21 protein-coding genes are annotated in these 21,732 nt (G+C 66.2%); 6 read left to right on the top strand and 15 right to left on the bottom strand.

Going from position 1 to position 21,732, the window contains the following annotated elements:
- Window positions 1-42: 42 nt before the first annotated feature.
- Complete coding sequence (locus ACOZHM_RS08600) at window positions 43-645, top strand: DUF937 domain-containing protein (protein WP_421568853.1); 603 nt, start codon at window positions 43-45, stop codon at window positions 643-645.
- 176 nt (window positions 646-821) lie between these two features.
- On the top strand, window positions 822-3,059 hold the full coding sequence (gene katG / locus ACOZHM_RS08595; protein ID WP_421568852.1) for a catalase/peroxidase HPI: 2,238 nt from the start codon (window positions 822-824) through the stop codon (window positions 3,057-3,059).
- Between the two features lie 78 nt (window positions 3,060-3,137).
- On the opposite strand, the gene ACOZHM_RS08590 is transcribed toward katG, so the two are convergent.
- Together ACOZHM_RS08590 and ACOZHM_RS08585 are read right to left on the bottom strand one after the other, a co-directional pair.
- Window positions 3,138-3,548, bottom strand: a complete 411-nt coding sequence (locus ACOZHM_RS08590; protein ID WP_421568851.1) for an RNA-binding S4 domain-containing protein — start codon at window positions 3,546-3,548, stop codon at window positions 3,138-3,140.
- Window positions 3,549-3,557: 9 nt separating this feature from the next.
- Complete coding sequence (locus ACOZHM_RS08585) at window positions 3,558-3,812, bottom strand: hypothetical protein (RefSeq protein ID WP_421568850.1); 255 nt, start codon at window positions 3,810-3,812, stop codon at window positions 3,558-3,560.
- Between the two features lie 64 nt (window positions 3,813-3,876).
- Here ACOZHM_RS08585 and ACOZHM_RS08580 point away from each other — a divergent pair, with 64 nt between their 5' ends.
- Complete coding sequence (locus tag ACOZHM_RS08580) at window positions 3,877-5,331, top strand: MATE family efflux transporter (RefSeq protein ID WP_421568849.1); 1,455 nt, start codon at window positions 3,877-3,879, stop codon at window positions 5,329-5,331.
- A gap of 183 nt (window positions 5,332-5,514) precedes the next feature.
- On the opposite strand, the gene rplS is transcribed toward ACOZHM_RS08580, so the two are convergent.
- The 7 genes from rplS to ffh form a co-directional block, all read right to left on the bottom strand.
- The gene (gene rplS / locus ACOZHM_RS08575) at window positions 5,515-5,922 is read right to left on the bottom strand and encodes a 50S ribosomal protein L19 (RefSeq protein ID WP_421568848.1); all 408 of its coding nucleotides are present in this window, start codon (window positions 5,920-5,922) and stop codon (window positions 5,515-5,517) included.
- A 232-nt stretch (window positions 5,923-6,154) separates the two neighbouring features.
- The gene (trmD, locus tag ACOZHM_RS08570; protein ID WP_421568847.1) at window positions 6,155-6,910 is read right to left on the bottom strand and encodes a tRNA (guanosine(37)-N1)-methyltransferase TrmD; all 756 of its coding nucleotides are present in this window, start codon (window positions 6,908-6,910) and stop codon (window positions 6,155-6,157) included.
- A 3-nt stretch (window positions 6,911-6,913) separates the two neighbouring features.
- Complete coding sequence (rimM, locus tag ACOZHM_RS08565) at window positions 6,914-7,426, bottom strand: ribosome maturation factor RimM (protein ID WP_421568846.1); 513 nt, start codon at window positions 7,424-7,426, stop codon at window positions 6,914-6,916.
- A 43-nt stretch (window positions 7,427-7,469) separates the two neighbouring features.
- Window positions 7,470-7,730 (bottom strand): 30S ribosomal protein S16, encoded by a 261-nt coding sequence (gene rpsP, locus ACOZHM_RS08560; protein WP_313343667.1) that lies wholly within the window; start codon window positions 7,728-7,730, stop codon window positions 7,470-7,472.
- A 148-nt stretch (window positions 7,731-7,878) separates the two neighbouring features.
- Window positions 7,879-8,664, bottom strand: a complete 786-nt coding sequence (locus ACOZHM_RS08555) for an aminotransferase class IV family protein (protein ID WP_421568845.1) — start codon at window positions 8,662-8,664, stop codon at window positions 7,879-7,881.
- Complete coding sequence (locus ACOZHM_RS08550) at window positions 8,661-9,737, bottom strand: NAD(P)H-dependent flavin oxidoreductase (protein WP_421568844.1); 1,077 nt, start codon at window positions 9,735-9,737, stop codon at window positions 8,661-8,663. Before ACOZHM_RS08550 ends, ACOZHM_RS08555 begins: the two co-directional genes overlap by 4 nt.
- A gap of 29 nt (window positions 9,738-9,766) precedes the next feature.
- Entirely contained in the window at window positions 9,767-11,146 is a 1,380-nt protein-coding gene (gene ffh / locus ACOZHM_RS08545) for a signal recognition particle protein (protein ID WP_068850272.1), read from the bottom strand.
- A gap of 131 nt (window positions 11,147-11,277) precedes the next feature.
- Here ffh and ACOZHM_RS08540 point away from each other — a divergent pair, with 131 nt between their 5' ends.
- Window positions 11,278-12,072 carry a cytochrome C assembly family protein gene (locus tag ACOZHM_RS08540; protein ID WP_421568843.1) on the top strand — a complete coding sequence of 265 codons (795 nt, stop codon included), beginning with the start codon at window positions 11,278-11,280 and terminating at the stop codon, window positions 12,070-12,072.
- Window positions 12,073-12,200: 128 nt separating this feature from the next.
- Here the strand turns inward: ACOZHM_RS08540 and radA are convergent, their stop codons facing one another.
- The gene (radA, locus tag ACOZHM_RS08535) at window positions 12,201-13,577 is read right to left on the bottom strand and encodes a DNA repair protein RadA (RefSeq protein ID WP_421568842.1); all 1,377 of its coding nucleotides are present in this window, start codon (window positions 13,575-13,577) and stop codon (window positions 12,201-12,203) included.
- 198 nt (window positions 13,578-13,775) lie between these two features.
- Between radA and ACOZHM_RS08530 the strand changes: the two genes are divergently transcribed.
- Entirely contained in the window at window positions 13,776-15,833 is a 2,058-nt protein-coding gene (locus tag ACOZHM_RS08530; RefSeq protein WP_421568841.1) for a putative bifunctional diguanylate cyclase/phosphodiesterase, read from the top strand.
- A 389-nt stretch (window positions 15,834-16,222) separates the two neighbouring features.
- On the opposite strand, the gene cyoD is transcribed toward ACOZHM_RS08530, so the two are convergent.
- The 4 genes from cyoD to cyoA are packed head-to-tail and all read right to left on the bottom strand — an operon-like array spanning window position 16,223 to window position 20,314.
- Window positions 16,223-16,573 carry a cytochrome o ubiquinol oxidase subunit IV gene (cyoD, locus tag ACOZHM_RS08525; protein ID WP_421568840.1) on the bottom strand — a complete coding sequence of 117 codons (351 nt, stop codon included), beginning with the start codon at window positions 16,571-16,573 and terminating at the stop codon, window positions 16,223-16,225.
- Complete coding sequence (gene cyoC / locus ACOZHM_RS08520; protein WP_421568839.1) at window positions 16,573-17,214, bottom strand: cytochrome o ubiquinol oxidase subunit III; 642 nt, start codon at window positions 17,212-17,214, stop codon at window positions 16,573-16,575. Before cyoC ends, cyoD begins: the two co-directional genes overlap by 1 nt.
- Window positions 17,211-19,208, bottom strand: a complete 1,998-nt coding sequence (gene cyoB, locus ACOZHM_RS08515; protein ID WP_421568985.1) for a cytochrome o ubiquinol oxidase subunit I — start codon at window positions 19,206-19,208, stop codon at window positions 17,211-17,213. Before cyoB ends, cyoC begins: the two co-directional genes overlap by 4 nt.
- An 8-nt stretch (window positions 19,209-19,216) precedes the next feature.
- Window positions 19,217-20,314, bottom strand: coding sequence for a ubiquinol oxidase subunit II (cyoA, locus tag ACOZHM_RS08510; protein ID WP_421568838.1), 1,098 nt, complete (start codon window positions 20,312-20,314; stop codon window positions 19,217-19,219).
- A 428-nt stretch (window positions 20,315-20,742) separates the two neighbouring features.
- Here cyoA and ACOZHM_RS08505 point away from each other — a divergent pair, with 428 nt between their 5' ends.
- Complete coding sequence (locus tag ACOZHM_RS08505; protein ID WP_421568837.1) at window positions 20,743-21,099, top strand: hypothetical protein; 357 nt, start codon at window positions 20,743-20,745, stop codon at window positions 21,097-21,099.
- 321 nt (window positions 21,100-21,420) lie between these two features.
- Here ACOZHM_RS08505 and ACOZHM_RS08500 read toward each other — a convergent pair whose 3' ends face one another.
- Window positions 21,421-21,696, bottom strand: a complete 276-nt coding sequence (locus tag ACOZHM_RS08500; RefSeq protein ID WP_421568836.1) for a DUF6911 family protein — start codon at window positions 21,694-21,696, stop codon at window positions 21,421-21,423.
- Between the last annotated feature and the right edge of the window lie 36 nt (window positions 21,697-21,732).

The following is a 21,732-nucleotide window of genomic DNA, read 5'->3' as shown; positions in this document are numbered from 1 at the left end:
GTTATGCTCCGCCGGTCCCATTCCGGGCCAAAGGAGTCGATCGTGAATACGAATTCGCTCACCGCATCCCTCTTGTCGCAGCTGCAGGGCCCCGGCGTCCAGCAGGTCTCCCAGCAGCTCGGCCTGGACCAGAACCAGGCCTCCCAGGCGGTCACCGCGGCCCTGCCGTTGCTGATGGGCGCACTGGGCAGCAATGCCAGCCAACCGCAGGGCGCGCAGTCGCTGCTCAACGCCCTCCAGCGGGATCACCTCGGTGGCGCGGGCAGCGGCGGCTTCGACCTGGGCGGCATCCTGGGCGCCGTGCTCGGGGGCGGTGGCGGCGGCGCGGCCACCAATGGCGCTGGCATCCTCGGCCATGTCTTCGGTGGGCAGTCGGACCAGGCCGCGCAGGTGCTGGGCAACAAGACGGGCCTGGACAGCGGCAAGGCCGGGCAGCTGCTGGCGGTCCTGGCGCCCATCGTCATGTCGTTCCTGGCCCAGCGGTTCGCCCAGCAGGGCAATGCCAGCGAACTCGGTCAGGCGCTCTCCGCCGAGGCGCCGCCCGCCGCCGCCGGCGGCATCGGCAGCCTGCTCAACGCCTTCGACCAGGACGGCGACGGCCAGTTCGGCCTCAGCGATGTCATGGGCCTGCTCGGCAAGCGCTGACCCGCTGGCGGGTCGCCGGCCGCGCGAGGCCGGCGACCCCTCAATAGTTCCAAGCTATCGATTTAGTTAATTCATTCGAATTTACCAAACGCTTTGCGGTGCCTAGGGTGGTTGGGCTGCCCTCGCATCGTCTCCGCGAGGCCATCCCACATTCGCCAGTCCACAGGTAACGACCCATGAAAAGCGAAGCGAAGTGCCCGTTCAACCACGCCCTTGTCGGCGATGCCACCACCAACCGCGACTGGTGGCCGAACCAGCTCCGCGTGGACCTGCTCAACCAGCACTCCGCGCGCTCCCATCCGTTGGCCGCCGATTTCGATTACGCCAAGGCATTCGGCGCGCTGGACTACGCCGCGCTCAAGGCCGACCTCACCGCGCTGATGACCGACTCGCAGGACTGGTGGCCGGCCGACTTCGGCCACTACGGCGGGCTGTTCGTGCGCATGGCCTGGCACAGTGCCGGCACCTACCGCATCGGTGACGGGCGCGGCGGCGGTGGCCGCGGCCAGCAGCGCTTCGCCCCGCTCAACAGCTGGCCGGACAACGTCAGCCTGGACAAGGCCCGGCGCCTGCTGTGGCCGATCAAGCAGAAGTACGGCCAGGCCATTTCCTGGGCCGACCTGCTGATCCTCACCGGCAACGTCGCGCTCGAATCGATGGGCTTCAAGACGCTCGGCTTCGCCGGCGGCCGGCCGGATACCTGGGAACCGGACCAGGACGTGTACTGGGGCCGCGAGACCACCTGGCTGGGCGGTGACGTGCGCTATGCACATGGCTCCGAAGGCGTGGTCGAAGGCCACGGCGTGCTGGTGTCCGATGACGACGCCGACGGCGACATCCACTCGCGCAACCTGGAAAATCCGCTGGCTGCGGTGCAGATGGGCCTGATCTACGTCAACCCGGAAGGCCCCGACGGCAACCCGGACCCGCTCAAGGCCGCGGCCGACATCCGCGACACCTTCGGCCGCATGGCGATGGACGACGAGGAAACCGTCGCGCTGATTGCCGGCGGGCACAGCTTCGGCAAGACCCACGGCGCCGGCCCGGCCGAGAACGTGGACGTGGAACCGGAGGCCGCCGGGCTGGAACACCAGGGCCTGGGCTGGCACAACAAGTTCCGCAGCGGCAAGGGCGGCGACACCATCACCAGCGGGCTGGAAGTGACCTGGACCCGCACCCCGGCGCAGTGGAGCCACGACTTCTTCCAGATCCTGTTCGGCAACGAGTGGGAGCTGACCAAGAGCCCGGCCGGTGCGCACCAGTGGGTGGCCAAGAACGCGGAAGCCGTGATTCCCGACGCGCACGACCCGTCGAAGAAGCACCGCCCCACCATGCTCACCACCGACCTGTCGCTGCGCATCGATCCGGCCTACGAGAAGATCTCGCGCCGCTTCCTCGCCGAGCCGCAGGCCTTCGCCGATGCGTTCGCGCGCGCCTGGTTCAAGCTCACCCATCGCGACATGGGTCCTCGCGCGCGTTACCTCGGCCCGGAAGTACCGAGCGAGACCTTCATCTGGCAGGACCCGGTGCCGGACGCACCGAAAACGCAGATCAGCGCGAACGACGTGGCCGCGCTGAAGCAGCAGATCGCGGCAGCCGGACTGAGCGTGGCCGAACTGGTGTCCACGGCCTGGGCCTCGGCGTCCACCTTCCGTGGCTCGGACAAGCGTGGCGGTGCCAACGGCGCGCGCATCCGCCTGGCCCCGCAGAAGGACTGGGCCGTCAACCAGCCGAAGCAGCTGGCCAAGGTGTTGGCCGCACTGGAGAAGATCCAGGCCGGCTTCAAGGGCGATGGCGACGCGCAGGTGTCGCTCGCCGACCTGATCGTGCTGGCCGGCAATGTCGGCGTGGAGCAGGCCGCCAAGGCGGGCGGGCATGACGTGAACGTGCCGTTCCATGCCGGGCGTACCGACGCCACGCAGGAACAGACCGACGTGGAATCATTCGCGGTGCTGGAGCCGTATGCCGATGGGTTCCGCAATTACGTCAAGGGCCGCTACAGCGTGCCGGCCGAAGCACTGCTGATCGACAAGGCGCAGCTGTTGACCCTGACCGGGCCGGAGCTGACCGCCCTGGTCGGTGGTCTGCGCGCCCTGGGGGCGAACGTGGACGGCAACACCCAGGGTGTGCTGACCGATCGCCCGGGCACGCTCAGCAACGACTTCTTCGTCAACCTGCTGGACATGCGCACGCAGTGGAAGGCCAGCGGCGATGGCTACGAAGGCAGCGACCGCAACGGTGGCGGCAGGCGCTGGACCGGCAGCCGCGCCGACCTGGTGTTCGGCTCCAACTCGGTGCTGCGCGCCGTGGCCGAGGTGTATGCCAGCGCCGACGGCGAGAAGAAGTTCGTGCAGGACTTCGTGGCGGCCTGGGCGCGGGTGATGGAGCTGGACCGGTACGACCTGCACCGGTAACTCACCGCCATCGGTAGGTGCCCACCGTTGGTGGGTACATGCATTCGGTAGGTGCCCACCGTTGGTGGGCACGCTGCCTTACAACGCGTCGAGGTCGCCCAGCGCGCGAATCAACCTTCGCGCGCGCTTGTCGGGCCGATGCTCCGGCGGCTGGTAACCGTTCTTCGCTGCCGCACGCTGCGCACGCAGTTCGGCACGACGGGCACGCGAGGCCTCGCTCTCCTCATACAACTGCTGCGCCACCGGTGCGGGGCCACGCAGGTCGCTCAATCCGCGCACCTGCACCTCATACACCTCGTCACCGCGGCTGATCTGCAGCTGCTCACCCACGCGCACCGCGCGCGAGGATTTCGGGCGCTGCCCGGCGACGTCCACCTTGCCCGTCTCCACGGCCTGCTTGGCCAGGCTGCGGGTTCTGTAGAAGCGTGCGGCCCAGAGCCACACATCGAGCCGCACGGCGGCGGCCACCAACGGTTGTGCTTCGATCATGCAGGTCGTTCAACTCCCCGGTTCGGCCGGTCGTCGGTTCAGCGGTTGCGGTGCCGAAGGATTGCCGCGGCAACCGGTGCCGCCGATCAACACGGGAACGCCCGCATCCAGATCGCGCCGCTGGCTGCCGACCTGGCATTCCGGTCGGTCCATGGGCCGTACCTGCGCGTCGCGCAGGCGGTCGTCCGTAGTCGAACATGCGGGCAGCAATGCCGCAATCAAGAGTGCCAGCACGGCGGGCATGAACCGGTTAAAAATACGCATGGCGATATCCCAGTAACGGGGTTGGTGCTAGTGTGCCGCTCTCCGGGCTTGATCTCCAGAGCACATGGCCAAAGCGCCGCTTGACCTGACTACCGGCCCAATCGGGCGCAATCTGTTCCTGTTCGCCCTGCCGATCCTGGCCGGCAACATTGCCCAGTCGTTGAACGGCTCGGTGAATGCGGTCTGGGTGGGCCGCTTCCTGGGCGAGGCGGCGCTGACCGCCACCGCGAACGCCAACAACATCATGTTCTTCCTGATCGGCTCGGTGTTCGGCATCGGCATGGCCGCCACCATCCTGATCGGCCAGGCGATGGGCGCGCGCGACCTCCCGCAGGCGCGGCGGGTGATGGGCACCAGCGCGACGTTCTTCATCGGGCTGTCGGTGGTGATCGCCATTGCCGGCTGGTGGCTGTCGCACCCGCTGCTGGCGGCGATGGGCACGCCGGCCGCCTCGCTGCCGTTGGCCGAGGCTTACCTGCGCATCATCTTCCTGGCGATGCCAACGTTGTATGCCTTCGCGTTCCTCAGCTCCGCCCTGCGCGGCGTGGGCGACTCGCGCACGCCGTTCCGTTTCCTGTTGCTGTCGGTGGTGCTCGACATCGGCTTCAACCCGCTGCTGATCTTCGGCATCGGTCCGTTCCCGCAGTTGGGCATCGCCGGTGCCGCCTGGGCCACGCTGATCGCGCAGACGCTGTCGCTGATCGGCCTGCTCTGGTACATGCGCAACAAGCGCCACGTGCTGTGGCTGGGGCGCAAGGACATGCGGCTGTTCAAGATCGACCCGGAGATCCTGCGCGCGTTGGTGGTCAAGGGCGTGCCGATGGGCCTGCAGATGGTGCTGATCTCGCTGTCGATGATCATGATGATGACCATGGTCAACAGCTACGGCACCGATACGGCTGCCGCCTATGGCGCCTCGCTGCAACTGTGGACGTACGTGCAGATGCCGGCGATGGCGATCGGCGCGGCGTGCTCCTCGATGGCGGCGCAGAACGTGGGCGCGGGCAACTGGTCGCGCGTGCGCGGAACCGCGCGCAGCGGCGTGCTGTACAACTTCCTGCTCACCGGCCTGCTGATCCTGCCGCTGATCCTGCTCGACCGCTACACGTTGGCGTTGTTCCTGCCCAGCGGCAGCGAAGCGCTGGACGTAGCGCGCCACCTCAACCACATCGCGGTGTGGTCGTTCCTGTTCTTCGGCGTGAACTTCGTGATCTCCGGCGTGGTGCGCTCGACCGGCGCCGTCATTCCGCCGCTGCTGATCCTGGCGGTATCGCTCTGGGGCATCCGCGTGCCGTTCGCCGAACTGCTGCAGCCGCACTGGGGCGCGGACGCGGTGTGGTGGAGTTTCCCGATCAGTTCGTTCTGCGCGATGCTGATGTCGCTGGCGTATTACCGCTGGGGCGGCTGGCGCAAGGCGCGCATGCTGCCCAGCCACCGCGAGGAAATGGCGTCCCCGGCCGAGATTCCGGCATCACCGCCCTCCCCGGTCGCCGACCCGGATCCACGCCCAACCCCGTAGTGCCACGCCCTGCGTGGCAATTAGGGGATCAGGCGTTCATGACGCCCAACAAAGAGCAGCCACGCAGGGCGTGGCTCTACGAGCGATTTGATCGGTATCCAGATACCAGAAACGCAAACGGCCACCCGAAGGTGGCCGTTTGTTGGGTAGGTACCGACCGTTGGTCGGTACGCCACGCCGGAATTACTGGGCAGCCTTGGCAGCCAGGCGCGCGACCTTGGCCTGTGCAGCAGCAGCCAGATCTTCCTTGATGCGGGCAGCCTTGCCTTCCAGGCCACGCAGGTAGTACAGCTTGCCGGCGCGGACCTTACCACGACGCTTCACTTCGACCGAGTCGATGATGGCGCTGTGGCTCTGGAAGACGCGCTCGACGCCGTAGCCGTGCGAGATCTTGCGGACGGTGAACGCGGAGTTCAGGCCGGCGTTCTTGGTGCCGATCACGACGCCTTCGTACGCCTGGACGCGCTCGCGGTTGCCTTCCTTCACCTTCACGTTCACGACAATGGTGTCGCCCTGGCTGAACTTCGGCAGCTCGCGGGTGATCTGGGCGGATTCGAAGTCCGAGAGGATGGATTTGTTCAGCTTGCTCATGGGTGCACCGATTGTGTTCGTTCGGGTGGGCGTGTCGTTTCGACAACGTAGGCTCATGCAGTCACCGGACTGTGCTGCACGTTTTTTGTAGGGTTTCCACCGCCAGGCACCGAAAGGCCTGATGGGAATCGCCAATTGTAGCGGAAAAAATGTGGCGGGTGGTAGCGCCGGCCGTTGGCCGGCCCAAGGGGTCGGGCGGTCAGGCGGCCAGACAGCGGACTAACAGTCCGCTCTACAGGCCCTTGCCGTCTTCGGCGGCGCGGGCCTGATCCAGCAGGATCCGGTCGGCCTTGGACAGGCTGGCCTCGTCGAGCAGGTCCGGGCGCCGCAGCCAGGTCCGCAGCAGCGACTGCTGGCGGCGCCAGCGGGCGATGGCGGCATGGTTGCCCGAACGCAGCACGTCCGGGACCGTGCCCCATTCATGCTGGGCCGGATGGCTGTAGTGCGGGCAGTCCAGCAGCCCCTGCGGGCCTTCGAAACTGTCCTGCGCGGCCGATTCGGCATCCCCCAGCGCACCCTCCTGCAGACGGGTCACGGCATCGACGATGACCGCCGCACCGAGTTCGCCGCCCGACAGCACGTAGTCGCCCAGCGAGATTTCCTCGGTGACCTCGGCCTCGAGGAAGCGTTCATCGATGCCTTCATAGCGACCACAGAGCAGGATCATCCGCGGCAGTGCGGCCAGTTCACGGACCTTGGCCTGGGTGAGCGGCTTGCCCTGCGGGCTCAGGTAGATCACCGGCGCAGGCGCCGGATCGGCCGCCTTGGCCGCGGCCAGGCAGGCGCGCAGCGGCTCGATCAGCATCACCATGCCCGGGCCACCCCCGAATGGACGGTCGTCCACCCGGCGGTAGTTGCCTTCGGCATAGTCACGCGGATTCCAGCCATGCAGGTCGAGCAGGCCGCGTTCGGCCGCACGGCCGACCACGCCCAGCGCGGCCGACTGCGCCATGAACTCCGGGAACAAGGTGACAACGTCAATGCGCACCGGTCAGAACTCCGGGTCCCAATCAACGATGACCAGATTGGCCTCGAAATCCACCGATTTCACGAAGTCCGGCTGCACGAACGGAATCATCCGCTCGCGGTCGCCCTGCACCACCACCACGTCATTGGAACCGGTGGAGAACAGGTGCGAGACCCGACCCAGTTCGACGCCCTCGACGGTACGCACCTGCAAGCCTTCCAGATCGACCCAGTAATACTCGTCGGGCTTGGGCGGCGGCAGCGCGCTGCGGGAGACATAGACTTCGGTCCCGTACATCGACTCGACCACATCGCGGTCGGTGATATCGGGAAACACCGCCACCAGGTGCTTGCCGGACTGACGTCCACGCGCGCCTTTGAGGGTGCTCTCCTGGCCGGCGGGTGAGCGCAGGATCCAGGGCTGATAGTTGAAGATGGCGGTACGCGGCTCGGTCCAGGACTCGAGCTTTATCTCGCCTCGCACACCAAAAGCGCCGACAATCCTGCCCAGCAGGATGCGGCGCTCGGTATCTTTCATCTGTATAGACCGAATGGGCCGCGCCAGGCGCGGCCCTTCAGGATCAGGCCGCGGAGGCCTGGGCCTTGGTCGCTTCCTTGTACAGGTTGCGAACCTTGTCGGTCAGCTGGGCGCCGTTGGCGACCCATGCATCGACCTTCGGGATATCCAGCACGATGCGGGCTTCGGCGCCCTGGGCAACCGGGTTGTAGTAACCCACGCGCTCGATGTTGCGGCCGTCACGCGCGCTGCGCGAGTCGGTCACGATGATGTGGTAGAACGGACGCTTCTTGGCGCCGCCGCGGGTCAGTCGAATCTTGACCATGGTGTTGTTTCCTCAATTGCCCAGTCGCCAGGATGGCGCGGTAAGCCGGCGATTATAGCGGCCGCCCCGGGGCATTCCAAGCCCAGCGGGGCATTTGAAGCTGAACAGGCACCTTCCGACGCGTCGCACGACCGTTGGTCGTGCCGCCTCACGCCAACAGCTGCCAGGGCTGCGCGGCAATCGTCGCACTTGCTCTCTGCGCCAGTTCCTCCGATCCGGCGAACACGTACCCATCCACACCGGCAATCGGCCACACCCCCGCCGCGTTGAGGCCGATCGCCGCATCGAATCCGGCCAACTGCTCCAGCCCCACCGGCGCCAGCGTGGGCGAACCGCCCCACCCCGCCTGCAGCAGCCGCTCGTGGGTGCCGCGCAGCGCCGGCGCCTGCGGCCACACCACCTCGCCATTCCGCGCGAAGGCCACATTCCAGGTGGTGCCCTCGCTGACCTGTCCCTGCGCATCCACGAACAGCGCATCGTCGAAACCGGCCTGCAGCGCCTGACGGCGGTGCTGGAACAGTGCGAAGGTGCCCACGTGCTTCAGGTGCGGCAGCTCGCGCTGGTAAGGCACGCTGCACACCCGCCGGGGCAGCATCGGCACGGACGCGGGCGGCGCCACCGCCACCAGCACATCCACCGGCACCGGCTGCAGCGGCTGGCGGAAATCGAACGCGCGGGAAAACACCGTTACCCGCAGCGATGCGTCGACGAGGCCTTCGGCGGTCAGCGCCGCCTGCATCCAGGCCTGCACGCGGGTGCCGTCCAGCGTGCAGCCAAACAATTCTTCGGTGCCCTGGCGTAGCCGCCGCAGGTGCAGATCGAGCCCCTGCACCGCGCCGTTGCGCACCTGCAGCGAGGTGAAGTGACCGTAGTTGACCAAGGCTCCCGCCAGTTCATCGGCAGTTGCCAAGCGCCCGTTGCAGTACACGCTCATCCGAGCAGGCCGCGCGCTTCGGACCACAGCGCCTGCAGCACGTCCGCCGCCGGCCGGTCCGACGCCATCCAAGCCGATTGCCCGGCCCAGGCCTGCATCGCATCGATCCGGTGCTCGCGGTTGGCCTGCGCGCGCATCGGCGCGGTCAGGCCGCGCTGCACCGGGTAAGGGCGCGGCGGCGGCGCCGCCGGGTCTGCCGCAGCACGCACATACGGCGTGGCCAGGCCGCGACCGAGCCGGCCGCTGAACGCACGCGTCGGCCAGGTGTCTTCCGGCTCGGCGGCGGCCAGCGCCTGCGACCAGGCCGGATCGATCGCACATTCGGGCGTGCGCAGGAAGGCGGTGCCGATCTGCACCGCGCTGGCCCCCAGCATCAGGGCGGCGGCGATGCCGCGCCCGTCGGCGATGCCACCTGCGGCGATCACCGGCACCTGCAACTTGTCCGCCAAGCGCGGCACCAGCGCGAACAGGCCGACCAGTTGGCGCTCGGCGGCCGCCGGGTCGAACGCACCGCGATGGCCGCCGGCCTCGAAGCCCTGTGCGACCACCGCGTCAGCACCGGCGGCTTCCGCAGCCAGCGCCTCGCCCAGCGTGGTGGCGCAGGCGAACCAGGCGATGCCGGCGTCCTTCAGGCGCTGCACCTGTGCAGCGGTGAAGACACCCATGATGGTCGAGGCTACCGCTGGCTTCGCGGCAATCAGCGCGTCGAACTGCGCGTCGACATCAGCCGGACCGGCATCGGCGGCGTCCGCCGGCACCTCCGGTCCCCACTGCGCCAGAAATGCGCGCGATGCCGCTTCCGCCGCAGCATCACGCAGCGGCGCGGGATCGGGAATCCACACATTGACCTGGGCCGGCCCACTGGACTGGGCGCGAAACGCCTCCATCCACGCCACGATGTCCTTCGGCTGCGACAGCACCGCGCCCATCGCGCCCATGCTGCCGGCGTTGGCCAGTGCGGCCGACAGCGGCACCGGGCAGGCGCCTGCCATGGGGGCCAACAGGATCGGGGACTGTAACGAGAAGCGCCGACAAAAAGTGTCGGCGCGTTCGAGGATTCGCGGGTCGGTCATGCGGCGCGTACCTTGGGGGTCGACGGGTTTCAGCGGAACGGCATGCCGCCGCGGCCACCCATGGCACCCATCATGCCCTTCATGCTGCGCATCATGCCCTTCATGCCGCCACCGGCCATCTTGCTCATCATCTTTTCCATCTGCTGATACTGCTTCATCAGCTTGTTGACGTCGGCCGGGGTGAGGCCGGAGCCGCGCGCGATGCGGGCACGGCGCGAGCCGTTGAGCAGGCCCGGGTTGCGGCGCTCCTTCTTGGTCATCGAGTTGATGATGGCGATCATGCGCGGCACTTCCTTGCCCTGGCTGACCTGCTGCTTGAGGTGCTCGGGAATCTGGCCCAGGCCCGGCAGCTTGTCCATCAGGCCGCCGATGCCGCCCATGTTCTGCATCTGCTCGAGCTGGTCGCGCATGTCGTTCAGGTCGAACTTCTTGCCCTTGGCGACCTTCTCGGCCAGCTTCTGCGCCTTGTCCTTGTCAACCTGCTGCTCGACCTGCTCCACCAGCGACAGCACGTCGCCCATGTCCAGGATGCGGCTGGCGATGCGGTCCGGATGGAACACGTCCAGGCCGTCCGGCTTTTCGCTGACGCCGACGAACTTGATCGGCTTGCCGGTGATGTAACGCACGCTCAGCGCGGCACCGCCACGGGCGTCGCCGTCGGTCTTGGTCAGCACCACGCCGGTGAGCGGCAGCGCTTCGCCGAAGGCCTTGGCGGTGTTGGCCGCGTCCTGGCCGGTCATGGCATCGACCACGAACAGCGTTTCGGCCGGGTTGACCGCGGCGTGCAGCGCCTTGATCTCGGCCATCATCGCTTCGTCGATGGCCAGGCGGCCGGCGGTATCGACCAGCAGCACGTCCACGAACGACTTGCGCGCGTCATCGATGGCCGCGCGCACGATGGCTTCCGGCTTCTGGTCGGCGCTGGACGGGAAGAACAGCACGCCCACCTGGTCGGCCAGGGTCTTGAGCTGCTCGATCGCGGCCGGACGGTAGACGTCGGCCGACACCACCATCACCTTCTTCTTGCGCTTTTCCTTCAGGTGCTTGGCAAGCTTGCCCACCGTGGTGGTCTTGCCCGCGCCCTGCAGGCCGGCCATCAGGATGATCGCCGGAGCCGGCACGTTGAGGTTGAGGTCCGAGGCGGCCGAGCCCATGACCGCGGTCAGCTCGTCGCGCACGACCTTGATCAGCGCCTGGCCGGGGGTCAGCGACTTGAGCACTTCCTGGCCAACCGCGCGCACCTTGATGCGCTCGACCAGCGCCTGCACGACCGGCAGGGCGACGTCGGCCTCGAGCAGCGCGATGCGGACTTCGCGGGTGGCCTCGCGGATGTTTTCCTCGGTGAGGCGACCGCGGCCACGCAGCCGCTCGATGGTGCCGGAGAGGCGCTGGGTCAGGGACTCGAACATGGAGGCAACCTGTTCAGAACGAAAGACAGAGAGACCCACAGTATAGCCGGTCCGCCATGCTCCCCCGCCCGGCAATGCGACCACGCGCCGCAGGCATCGCTACCGCACCGGGGGTATGCGAAACTGACACGATGACAATCGTTCTCATCGCCACCCTGCTCTACCTGACCGCGACCGCCCTGCTGGTGCGCGCGGTGGTTCGCGATGACGTCGCCTCCGCGCCCACCTGGCTGTGGCCGGCGGTGCCGGCGATGGTCCTGCATGGCGGATATCACGCGCTGGTGGCGATGAACACCACCGGCGGCCCCGACATGCATTTCTTCGCGGCGCTGTCGCTGGTGGGACTGGGCATGGCCTGGCTGACCTCGCTGGTGGCCGCGCGCGGCCGCATGGCCGCGTTGGGCGTGCTGGTGTTCCCGATGGCCGCGGTGGTGCTGTGCGTCTACCACGGCTACGGCCACGAACCGAGCCGGCCGCTGGGCTGGCAGCTGGCCACGCACGCCTGGATGGCGCTGCTGGCCTACGCCACGCTGAGCGTGGCCGCGCTGCTGGCAATCATGCTGTGGCTGCAGGAACGCGCGCTGCGCCGGCGCGACTTCCGCCCGTGGTTGCGCGCGCTGCCGCCGCTGGCCGACCTGGAATCGCTGCTGTTCCGGGTGATTGCCGTGGGCTTCGCGCTGCTGACCCTGACCCTGGTCACCGGCGTACTGTTTGTCGATGACCTGCTGGCGCAGAAGCTGGTGCACAAGACCGTGCTCAGCGTGCTGTCGTGGATCGTGTTCGGCACGCTGCTGATCGGGCGCCGCCGGTATGGCTGGCGCGGCGCCAAGGCCGTGCATTGGACGCTGACCGCGATGGCGCTGCTGTTGCTGGCGTTCTTCGGCAGCCAGTTCGTGATCGAACTGGTGTTTGGGCATACCCGGTAACGGGCAAAGCGGACTAACAGTCCGCTCTACCCCGTCGCGTGGGTCCACCGTCGCGTGGGTCCACCGTCCCGCGAGTCCACAGCCGTGAGGGGCCACCGTTGGCGCGAATCCCCCTCTGGGGCTGATGCTCAAATCGCGTCGATCGCTTCGGACAACCGCTCCACCGCGATCACTTCCATGCCTTTCACGCTGCCGGTCTTGGGCGCGTTGGCCTTGGGCACGATGGCGCGCTTGAAGCCATGCGTGGCTGCCTCGCGCAGGCGATCCTCACCGTTCGGCACCGGCCGGATCTCACCGGACAGCCCCACTTCGCCAAAGGCAATCGTCTTCTCCGCCAGCGGCCGGTCCTGCAGCGAGGACAGCACCGCCAGCAGCACCGGCAGGTCCACCGCGGTTTCCTGCACGCGGATGCCACCCACGACATTCACGAACACGTCCTGGTCGCCCACCAGCACCCCGCCGTGACGGTGCAGCACCGCCAGCAGCATCGCCAGCCGGTTTTGCTCCAGACCCACTGCCACCCGGCGCGGGTTGGACAGCGGTGAGGCATCCACCAGCGCCTGTACCTCCACCAGCAGCGGGCGGGTGCCCTCGCGGGTCACCATCACGCAACTGCCCGGCTGGCAGGTGCTGCCGCCGGACAGGAAGATCGCCGAAGGATTGGACACTTCCTTCAAGCCCTTCTCGCCCATCGCGAACACGCCCAGTTCGTTGACCGCACCGAAGCGGTTCTTGAACGCGCGCAGCAGGCGGAAGCGGCTGCCGCTCTCGCCTTCGAAATACAGCACCGCATCCACCATGTGCTCCAGCACGCGCGGGCCGGCGATCCCGCCTTCCTTGGTCACATGCCCCACCAGGAACACGGCGGTGCCGGTTTCCTTGGCAAAGCGCACCAGCCGCGCCGCACTCTCGCGCACCTGGCTCACCGAGCCCGGCGCGGCGGTCAACGATTCGGTCCACAGGGTCTGGATCGAGTCCGCCACGATCAGCTTCGGCCGCGCCACGCTGGCGTGCTGCAGGATGGCTTCCACCTGGGTTTCGGCCAGCGCGTTGACGTTGTCCAGCGGCAGGTCCAGCCGCACCGCGCGGCCGGCGACCTGCGACAGCGATTCCTCGCCGGTGATGTACAGCACCGGCAGCGCCGCGGCCATCTTCGCCACCGCCTGCAGCAGCAGGGTGGACTTGCCGATGCCCGGGTCGCCACCGACCAGCACCACCGCACCTTCGACCAGGCCGCCGCCCAGGACGCGGTCGAATTCGCCGATGCCGGTGCTCACGCGCAGGTGCTCGGTCTGCTGCACGTCCTTGAGCGCCATGATCTTCGGCGCATCGACCTTGCCGGCCCAGCCGGAACGCCGCGCGGCAGGCGACTTGGTCGCCGTCGCGCTTTCCAGCGTGATCTCGGTCAGCACGTTCCAGACCCCGCACTCGGTGCACTGGCCCTGCCACTTGCTGTATTCCGCGCCGCATTCGCTGCACACGTAGGCGGTGAGCCGCTTGGCCATGTCAATTCCAATTCATTCGCTGTGCGGCAGGATAGCCGAGCCGCGTCGCAGCAACCGAGACGCATGCCAACCGCGCGAACGGCGCCCGCCCTGCGGACCTGCCGTTGGCCTGGCGTACTGCACCTAAATTTTTCGCCCGACCGGCCGATACCGGGGCGGGCCACTACGCCTTTCCCTCCCGTCTCACCAGGCTTTTCCATGACCGGCACCTACAGCCAGAGTCTCGTTCTTTTTTCGCTGCTGGTTGCCATCCTCGCCTCGTACACCGCGCTGGACATGGCCGGCCGGCTGGCCAGCACCGACGGCCGCGTGGCCCGCTGGTGGCTGGCCGGGGGTGCCGCCGCGATGGGCCTGGGCATCTGGTCCATGCACTTCGTGGGCATGCTCGCCTTCCACCTGCCGATCCCGGTCGGCTACGACCTGGCCATCACGCTGTACTCGCTGGCGGCCTCGGTCGGCGCCTCGGCCTATGCCCTGTGGCTGGTGTCGCGGCCCGAACTGCCGTGGCCGCGCCTGATCGCCGGTGCGGTGCTGATGGGGCTGGGCATCGCCTGCATGCACTACCTGGGCATGGCCGCGATGCGGATGGAGCCGGGCATCGCCTACGACCCGCTGTGGTTCACCGCCTCGGTGCTGATCGCCATCGTCGCCGCCGGCGCCGCCTTGTGGATCGCGTTCCGGCTGCGCAGGCAACAGCGCCACACCGGGCTGCTGCGCGGGCTGGCCTCACTGGTGATGGGCCTGGCCATCGTCGGCATGCATTACACCGGCATGGCCGCCGCGAACTTCCCGGAAGGCAGCATCTGCGGGGCCGTGTATGCCAACGGGCTGGATACCAAGTGGTTGGCGGTGCTGGTCATCGTCACCACCCTGGCCACGCTGGGCATCGCCCTGATCGCCTCGCTGTTCGACCGCCAGATGCGCACCCGCACCGGCATCCTGGCGGATTCGCTGGCCCAGGCCAACGAGAAGCTGCTGCAGGCCGCCCTGCACGACCCGCTTACCCAGCTGCCCAACCGCATGCTACTGCAGGACCGCATCGAGCAGACCATCGAGAAGGCCAAGCGCCGCCACTTCAGCTTTGCGGTGATGTTCTGCGACCTGGACGGCTTCAAGGCCATCAACGACGCCTACGGCCACCAGCTGGGCGACAAGATGCTGATCCAGGTCAGCGAACGGGTGAGCGGCCTGCTGCGCGCCCAGGACACCTTCGCGCGGTTGGGCGGCGACGAGTTCGTCATCGTGTTCCAGGTGGACGTGCCCGAAGATGCCGCCGTCGTGGCCGAGCGCATCATCGCCAGTGTCGCCGAACCGTTCGATATCGACACGCTGGAGCTGCAGGTCACCGCCAGTATCGGCATCGCGCTGTACCCCACCGATGCCGCCACCCAGCGCGAGCTGATGGCGCATGCCGACGCGGCCATGTACCACACCAAGGATTCGGGCCGGAACGGCTATACCTTCTTCACCGAAGCGATGCACGTCAGCGCCAACCGCCAGCTCAAGCTGCTGCAGGAGCTGCGCCGGGCACTGCAGCGCGACGAGCTGGTGCTGCACTACCAGCCCAAGTTCCGCGCCGACGGCGGTGGCGTGATCGGTGCCGAAGCGCTGGTGCGCTGGCAGCATCCGGAGCTGGGTCTGCTTGGGCCGGACGTCTTCATTCCGATCGCCGAGCGCAGCGGACTGATCCTGCCGCTGGGCGACTGGGTGTTGAACCGGGCCTGCGCCCAACTGCGGGAGTGGCACGACGCCGGCCATGCGAGCTGGTCGATGGCGGTGAACCTGTCGCCGCTGCAGTTCGCGTCCACCACCCTGCTGGATACGGTCAAGCGTACGCTCGAACGGCACAGCCTCGCTCCGCACCACCTCACCCTGGAAGTCACCGAGACCACCGCGATGCAGGACGTGGAAGCGAGCCTGCAGATCCTGCACGGCTTGACCGCGATGGGGGTGAACATCTCCATCGACGACTTCGGCACCGGCTACTCCAGCCTGCTGTACCTCAAGCGCATGCCGGCCACCGAGCTGAAGATCGACCGCGCCTTCGTGCGCGACCTGGAAGACAACGCCGAAGATGCGGCGATCGTCTCCTCGATCATCGCGCTGGGCCGCTCGCTGCAGTTGCAGATCGTCGCCGAGGGCGTGGAAACCGCGGGCCAGCGCGAGTACCTCAATGCACTGGGCTGCGACCAGCTGCAGGGCTACCACCTGGGCAAGCCGGTGGATGCCGAAGAGTTCCTGCGCAACGCGGCGTGATGCAGGCAGGAGGGCCCGACGGCGCTGACGGGGGCGATGGTGCCGACGTGACCGAACGGGCCGAACGGGCCGACGGACCGACGGGCCGAACGGGCCGACGGACCGACGGACCGACGGGCCGACCGGACCGACGGGACCGACGGGACCAACCGGGCCGACAAACCGACGGGGTAGAGCTGACTGTTAGTCAGCTGCTCTCCGCGAAATGACCAGCAACGGCGCGCTGCGCGCAGCTGACTAACATTCAGCTCTACCCCGTCGTACGCCGTCGTACCCGTCGTACCCGTCGTACCCCGTCGCTCCCCCGTCACCCCACGGTCGACACGCCCCCCCAACGAAAAAGGCCGCCCCGAAGGGCGGCCTCTCTGCGTGCGCGACATCCGAAGACGTCAATGCATCATGTGCACGTTCATGTTGTGCATGACCCACAGCGTACCGGCGACGATGATGCCGATCACCACGACGGTGAAGGCCGCCGCGCTGACGTTCCAGCGCTGTTCCGACGAGCGGTTCAGGTGCAGGAAGAACACCAGGTGCACGAAGATCTGCAGGACCGCCGCCACCACGATGATGACGCCCGTGGTGAAGACCGGCAGGCCACCCTTCATCACTGCCCAGAACGGGATGATGGTGAGCACCGCAGCCAACAGGAAACCGACCAGGTACGACTTGACGCTGCCGTGGCTCTCGCCCGCGGCGCCGTGGCCGTGGTCGTGTGCGTGATTGTCATGTGCGGCCATTACAGCGCTCCCTTCAGGTAGACGACGGAGAACACGCCGATCCAGATCAGATCCAGGAAGTGCCAGAACAGGCTCAGGCACGCCATGCGGGTCTTGTTGGTCGGGGTCAGGCCGTTCTGCTTGATCTGGATGAACATGATCAGCAGCCACAGCAGGCCGGCACTCACGTGCAGGCCGTGGGTGCCCACCAGCGCGAAGAACGCCGACAGGAACGCACTGTGGTCCGGACCAAAGCCCTCATGGATGAGGTGGTTGAACTCCCACACTTCCATGACCATGAAGCCGAAGCCCAGCAGCCAGGTCAGGCCCAGCCACAGGTACATCTGGCCAACCTTGTGCTTGTGCAGGGCGATCATGCCCAGGCCGAAGGTCAGCGAGGACACCAGCAGCAGCGTGGTTTCCCACGCGACGAAGCTCAGGTCGAACAGGTCCTTCGGACCCGGGCCACCGTTGGTGCCGCCGGCCAGCACGATGTAAGTCGCGAACAGGCTGGCGAAGATGAGGCAGTCGCTCATCAGGTACACCCAGAAACCGAAGACGGTGTTCTCGCCGGTGTCGTGGTGTTCGTGGTCGTCATGGCCATGGGCCGCCGCGTGCGCGGCGTGCCCGTGGTTCACGTTGTTGGCGATAGTGCTGCTCATGCCTGCAACTCCGATTTCACCAGACCCTGCGCCTGCAGGTGACGGCGGTGCTCATTTTCGATCCGCTCCACTTCGGCAGCCGGCACGTAGTAATCCACGTCCTTGTCGAAGGTGCGCCAGATGAAGGTGCCGATCATGCCGACCAGGCCAACGATGGCCAGCCACCAGATGTGCCAGATCATCGCGAAGCCGAAGACCAGGCTGAAGGCACCAATCACCACACCGGTACCGGTGTTGCGCGGCATGTGGATGTCGGTGTACTTGGCCGGGCGTTCCCACGCCTCACCACGCTGCTTGCGTTCCCAGAAGTCGTCCAGCTCGGTGACCTTGGGCAGCGAACCGAAGTTGTAGAACGACGGCGGCGAAGAGGTTTCCCACTCCAGCGTACGGGCGTCCCACGGATCGCCGGTCAGGTCGGCGGTCTTCTTGCGGTCGCGGATCGACACGGCCACCTGGATGATCTGGCACAGGATGCCGGCGCCGATAATGAACGCACCGACCATCGCAATGACCAGCAGCGGCTGGTATTCCGGGTTCGGGTAGCTCTGCATGCGGCGGGTCATGCCCATGAAGCCCAGGATGTACAACGGCATGAAGGCCACATAGAAGCCGATGAACCAGCACCAGAAAGCGCGCTTGCCCCAGGCCTCGTTGAGGCGGAAGCCGAACATCTTCGGCCACCAGTAGGTGATGCCGGCGAACATGCCGAACACCACGCCGCCGATGATGACGTTGTGGAAGTGGGCGATCAGGAACAGGCTGTTGTGCAGCACGAAGTCGATGGCCGGGATCGCCAGCATCACGCCGGTCATGCCGCCGATGGTGAAGGTGACCATGAAGCCGATCGTCCACAGCACCGGGCTGGTGAACTGCACGCGGCCGCGGAACATGGTGAACAGCCAGTTGAAGATCTTCACGCCGGTGGGAATGGAGATGATCATCGTCGTGATGCCGAAGAAGGCATTGACGTTGGCACCCGAACCCATGGTGAAGAAGTGGTGCAGCCACACGATGAACGACAGCACGCCGATGCAGGCGGTGGCGTAGACCATCCCCTTGTAGCCGAACAGCGCCTTGCGCGAGAACGTGGCGATCACTTCGGAGAACACGCCGAAGGCCGGCAGCACCAGGATATAGACTTCCGGGTGACCCCAGATCCAGATCAGGTTGATGTACAGCATGGCGTTGCCGCCACCGTCATTGGTGAAGAAGTGCGTGCCCAGGTAACGGTCCAGGGTCAGCAGCACCAGGGTGACGGTCAGCACCGGGAAGGCGGCGATGATCAGCACGTTGGTGACCAGCGCGGTCCAGGTGAACACCGGCATGTGCATCAGCTTCATGCCCGGGGTACGCATCTTCAGGATGGTGATGAAGAAGTTGATACCGCTCAGTGTCGTACCCAGGCCTGCAACCTGCAGGCCCCAGATGTAGTAGTCGACACCTACCCCTGGACTGAACTCCTTGCCTGACAACGGCGGGAAGGCCAGCCAGCCGGTCTGCGCGAATTCACCCACGCCCAGCGAGATCATGACCAGACCCGCGCCCGCCACGAACAGCCAGAAGCTGAGCGAGTTGACGAACGGGAAGGCCACGTCGCGTGCGCCGATCTGCAGCGGCACCACGACGTTCATCAGGCCGGTGATCAGCGGCATCGCCACGAAGAAGATCATGATCACGCCGTGGGCGGTGAAGATCTGGTCGTAGTGGTGCGGCGGCAGGAAGCCCTCGGCACCGCCGGCGGCGGTGGCCTGCTGGACACGCATCATGATCGCGTCGGCGAAGCCGCGCAGCAGCATGACGAAGGCGACGATGAGGTACATCGCGCCGATCTTCTTGTGGTCAACCGAGGTGAACCACTCTTTCCAGAGATAGCCCCACAGCTTGAACTTGGTGATCAGGGCCAGCACGAGCAGGCCACCGATCCCCGCGCCGATCAGCGTGGTGATGATGATCGGGTCGTGCGGGATGTCGGCGAATGTCAGTTTACCCAACAGATTCATGCTTATTCTCCCGAGCCTGCGTGACCGGCGTGACCGGCGGCGGCGTGCTCGTCTGCAGTGTGTTCAGCATGCTCGGCCGCTGCGGCGTCAGCCGGAGCAGCCGCTGCGTCGCCCGAGGGGGCGGCCGCGTCATGGCCTTCGTGGGCACCGGCCGGCATGTCATGGCCTTCGTGGCTTTCGCCAGCGGCGCCATGCGACATCGCCGCGTGGTCCATGGCCTTGTGGTCCATGCCGTAGTGCTGGTTGTCACCCATGTGGCGGGCAACGACCCAGTCGAACAGGCCGGTCTCGGTGGTGCCGAAGTAGGTCACCGGGTGCCAGTCGTGGTTCTTGTCAGCCACCAGCGCGCCAAACGCGGTCTGGTCCAGCGTCGTGCTCTGCGCACGCACCTTGGTCAGCCATGCCTGGTACTCGGCCTCGGTGACGGAGTGGGCGTCGAAATGCATCTTGCTGAAGCCCGCGCCGCTGTAGTGCGAGGACATGCCCGGGAACGTGCCGGTCTCGTTGGCGATCAGATGGAGCTTGGTCTCCATGCCGGTCATCGAGTAGATCATGCTGCCCAGGTGCGGGATGAAGAACGCATTCATCACCGAATCGGACGTGATCTTGAAGTTCAGCGGGGTGTTCACCGGGAAGGTGATTTCGTTGACCGTCGCGATGTTCTCTTCCGGGTAGATGAACAACCACTTCCAGTCCAGCGAAATGGCTTCAATCACCACCGGCTTCTTGTCCGAGTCCAGCGGACGGTACGGATCCAGCGAGTGCGAGGACCGCCAGGTCAGCACGGCCAGCACCAGCACGATCATGCACGGGATCGACCAGACGACCACTTCGATCGCGGTGGAATGCGACCACTTCGGCTCGTAACGGGCCTTGGTGTTCGAGGCGCGGTACTTCCAGGCGAAGGCAAGGGTCATGATGATGACCGGCACGACGACCAGCAGCATCAGCACGGTGGCCGTGATCAGCAACGTCTTCTGATCATGGCCGATCTGCCCCTTCGGGGCGAGAATGGCCGAGCTGCAGCCCGTCAAAAACACGGACAACGCGAACAGCAGGCCCGGGCGCAACCAGCGCCCAAGGGTTTTCAACGGAATCATCGGTCGATCCAATTGCGTAGGGAATGCCATCTCAAGCGCGCCCCGCCAGCAAAAGCCGGGTGTACCTGTCAGCCCTCTAATTTTATGCCGTCACGCACCATTTAAGAAAGGCATTGACAATGATCCAGCGCAGGAAAGGCCCGAAAGGGGCTGCGACACGTTGTCGCACGGCGCGCAGACCGCCCAGATCGGCACAGCTGCAGGTCAATGTATAGACATGAATGGCCCAGAGACGGCGGGGGAACCGACCCGCGTAGAGCCGGGCCATGCCCGGCTGAACTCGCCCGCAAACCCCAATCCGCCCGTTCATGCAGCCACCCCGCCAAACGCGCCGCCAAAGCACCCGGCACCGAGCAGTCACACCCCAAGGGCATTGAAGAGCCCCAAGCCCACCCCATTGCTTGAAGGACCGCCCTGGAACGCAGCCCATGCCGACGCCCCAACACATCACCTGCTTCCTGGCCAGTCGCAATGGACGCTGGGCACTGACCGCCGCCAGCACCGCCCTCTTCCTGCTGGTGGCCTGCAATCCCGACCTGCTTCCGCTGGTGCCGCTGGTGGACGCCCTCGGGCTGGATGTACTGGCGCTCCTGCTGGGCGCTCAGCTGGTCGCAACCCTCCCCTGGTTGCGCATGCACACGGCGCAGGCGTTGCGCATCACCGGCCATGCGCTGGCCGGCACACTTGCTGGCGCTATAGGCGGCTATCTGCGGGCGCTGCTGTTTGGCATGGCGCGAGGCACCGTCTGGAGCACACGCTCAAATGCGCGGAATCGTCGCTTCTAGAGTGTAGACAGCAATTGAATCGCGGCCCTTCAAGTGCAGCCGATTGCATTGCGGACACCGATTAACAATGATCGCCTCCCTATCGATGGTGTCCAAGAGACACTCGGCAGATATCACAGGATCCCGGTCAAGACGCTCCCCAATCCCGGCGATGATCGACTCTGGGACCAAGCTCAACTCGCTCTCAGACCAGCCCTGAGAGAGGTTCATGACATACCCGCATAAGCATGAATACTTTGGCACAGCTACCTGTCTCCACTTGGATTGACGATGGTCCGAGAGAACTCAAATGGTGAGGATGTGACCAACACTCAGTCTCCCCTATGACAGGTCCAACAAGTCAGGAGAAAGTGTGCGACTGGCTGCAAACATGCGGAAACACCGCAGCACAACGAATATATCCTGCGTGGTCATCCTCTTGGAGTAAAAATCACCGAGGACTTCAACTACACCGTCGCCCGCATGCGGATTTCTGATGCTGTCCACCTCATGATCTCCGTCATCCGTGTATCGACTCAGCATCAGAAGAAAGGGCCCCGAGTCTGCGTAGAGCGTCAGTTCGTATGGCCCCGCATCGGGCTTGATCGTCTCCCGCAAGCAATGCCGCTGCCCCAGACAAAATTCCGCAAGGCT

Origin of the sequence: Stenotrophomonas sp. PD6, from assembly GCF_049199305.1 — a bacterium.
Lineage (GTDB): Bacteria > Pseudomonadota > Gammaproteobacteria > Xanthomonadales > Xanthomonadaceae > Stenotrophomonas.
Note: the sequence above shows the minus strand (reverse complement) of the source record. Positions and strands in the feature narration are given on the sequence as shown.

Coding starts and splice junctions, on each gene's coding strand:
- ACOZHM_RS08550 (WP_421568844.1), bottom strand. CDS start 9,737: ATGACCGACCCGCGAATCCTCGAACGCGCCGACACTTTTTGTCGGCGC.
- rplS (WP_421568848.1), bottom strand. CDS start 5,922: ATGAGCAAGCTGAACAAATCCATCCTCTCGGACTTCGAATCCGCCCAG.
- ACOZHM_RS08505 (WP_421568837.1), top strand. CDS start 20,743: ATGCCGACGCCCCAACACATCACCTGCTTCCTGGCCAGTCGCAATGGA.
- ACOZHM_RS08540 (WP_421568843.1), top strand. CDS start 11,278: ATGACAATCGTTCTCATCGCCACCCTGCTCTACCTGACCGCGACCGCC.
- rpsP (WP_313343667.1), bottom strand. CDS start 7,730: ATGGTCAAGATTCGACTGACCCGCGGCGGCGCCAAGAAGCGTCCGTTC.
- cyoD (WP_421568840.1), bottom strand. CDS start 16,573: ATGGCCGCACATGACAATCACGCACACGACCACGGCCACGGCGCCGCG.
- ACOZHM_RS08585 (WP_421568850.1), bottom strand. CDS start 3,812: ATGCGTATTTTTAACCGGTTCATGCCCGCCGTGCTGGCACTCTTGATT.
- radA (WP_421568842.1), bottom strand. CDS start 13,577: ATGGCCAAGCGGCTCACCGCCTACGTGTGCAGCGAATGCGGCGCGGAA.
- cyoA (WP_421568838.1), bottom strand. CDS start 20,314: ATGATTCCGTTGAAAACCCTTGGGCGCTGGTTGCGCCCGGGCCTGCTG.
- ACOZHM_RS08590 (WP_421568851.1), bottom strand. CDS start 3,548: ATGATCGAAGCACAACCGTTGGTGGCCGCCGCCGTGCGGCTCGATGTG.
- katG (WP_421568852.1), top strand. CDS start 822: ATGAAAAGCGAAGCGAAGTGCCCGTTCAACCACGCCCTTGTCGGCGAT.
- ACOZHM_RS08580 (WP_421568849.1), top strand. CDS start 3,877: ATGGCCAAAGCGCCGCTTGACCTGACTACCGGCCCAATCGGGCGCAAT.
- rimM (WP_421568846.1), bottom strand. CDS start 7,426: ATGAAAGATACCGAGCGCCGCATCCTGCTGGGCAGGATTGTCGGCGCT.
- ffh (WP_068850272.1), bottom strand. CDS start 11,146: ATGTTCGAGTCCCTGACCCAGCGCCTCTCCGGCACCATCGAGCGGCTG.
- cyoC (WP_421568839.1), bottom strand. CDS start 17,214: ATGAGCAGCACTATCGCCAACAACGTGAACCACGGGCACGCCGCGCAC.
- ACOZHM_RS08530 (WP_421568841.1), top strand. CDS start 13,776: ATGACCGGCACCTACAGCCAGAGTCTCGTTCTTTTTTCGCTGCTGGTT.
- ACOZHM_RS08555 (WP_421568845.1), bottom strand. CDS start 8,664: ATGAGCGTGTACTGCAACGGGCGCTTGGCAACTGCCGATGAACTGGCG.